The organism is Pelotalea chapellei (genome assembly GCF_018531195.1).
In the GTDB taxonomy this organism is placed as follows: Bacteria; Desulfobacterota; Desulfuromonadia; order Geobacterales; family Pseudopelobacteraceae; genus Pelotalea; species Pelotalea chapellei.
In genome coordinates this window covers 1-1,147 of the sequence record NZ_JAHDYS010000039.1, presented here as the reverse complement: position 1 = coordinate 1,147, position 1,147 = coordinate 1, and the positions used below count along the sequence as shown (strand labels likewise).

The following is a 1,147-nucleotide window of genomic DNA, read 5'->3' as shown; positions in this document are numbered from 1 at the left end:
CTTGTATGTTGGACTGACAGTAACTAGATTCTCTGTTCCAGGACATGGCAGTTTGATTACGCCTTGGGCTATAACCCGCCGCGGAGCATAAAGCGCCATGTCCTTCTTTCGCAGCCCGAACGGTTGCCCGGGCCTATAGCCCGAATCTTCGCAAGAAAGGGACAGAAAGAAATGGGAACGAATGAAGCAATTGTTGCAGGAATCGATGTAAGCAAAGAGACCCTCGACCTTTGTCTGCTTCCCAGTGGGGTGTCGCAGCGGTTCTCGAATGATGAAAGCGGATGTTCACAATTAGCCCGCTTTTTAACTGATGCAACCCCCTCGCGAGTGGTTTTTGAGTCCACCGGAGGGCTGGAGATGCTGGCCGTGGGAACTCTGTGCGCAGCTTCACTGCCTGTTGCCGTGGTGAACCCTCGCCAGATCCGCGATTTCGCCAAGGCGTGCGGGCTGCTAGCCAAGACGGATAAACTCGATGCTAAAATCATCGCTTTATTCGGTGAGCGCATTGCGCCGGAAATTCGCCCGCTCAAAGATGAAGCCGCCCAGCAATTGTCGGCACTGATCTCTCGCAGACGCCAGCTTGTGGATATGCAGACAGCCGAGAAAAATCGGCTGACAACCGCTGCAAAGGCAGTACGACCAGGCGTTGTCCAGCACATCGAGTGGCTGGAGCAGCAGATTGACTCTTTTGACGACGACATTTCGTCATTCATTCAGGCTTCTCCTATATGGAAGGCAAAGGAGCAGATTCTGACCAGCGTCAAAGGCATAGGCCCTGTTACAGCTGCGACGTTATTGGCATCAATGCCGGAGCTTGGCACAGTATCTCGGCATAAGATTGGTGCTTTAGCCGGGTTGTGCCCCTACAACCGCGATAGTGGCAAGCACAAGGGTAAACGTTCAATTTGGGGTGGCCGTGCAGCAGTACGCAGTGTCCTGTATATGGCAGCCCTTTCAGCAGTACGGTACAACCCGGTGATCAAGGCCTTCTACGAACGGCTGCGACAGGCCGGAAAGCTACACAAAGTAGCCATTACAGCGGCCATGCGCAAACTGCTAGTCATTCTCAACGCCATGATCAGGGACAACCGCCGCTGGAACGATAGTTTTTATGCTTTCACTTGACAGAGAACACGGTTGCTCCGCG

1 protein-coding gene is annotated in these 1,147 nt (G+C 53.5%); it reads left to right on the top strand.

The window, feature by feature from the left end; genetic code table 11:
- Positions 1-171: 171 nt before the first annotated feature.
- Positions 172-1,125, top strand: coding sequence for an IS110 family RNA-guided transposase (locus KJB30_RS17825; protein WP_214301720.1), 954 nt, complete (start codon positions 172-174; stop codon positions 1,123-1,125).
- Positions 1,126-1,147 lie beyond the last annotated feature (22 nt).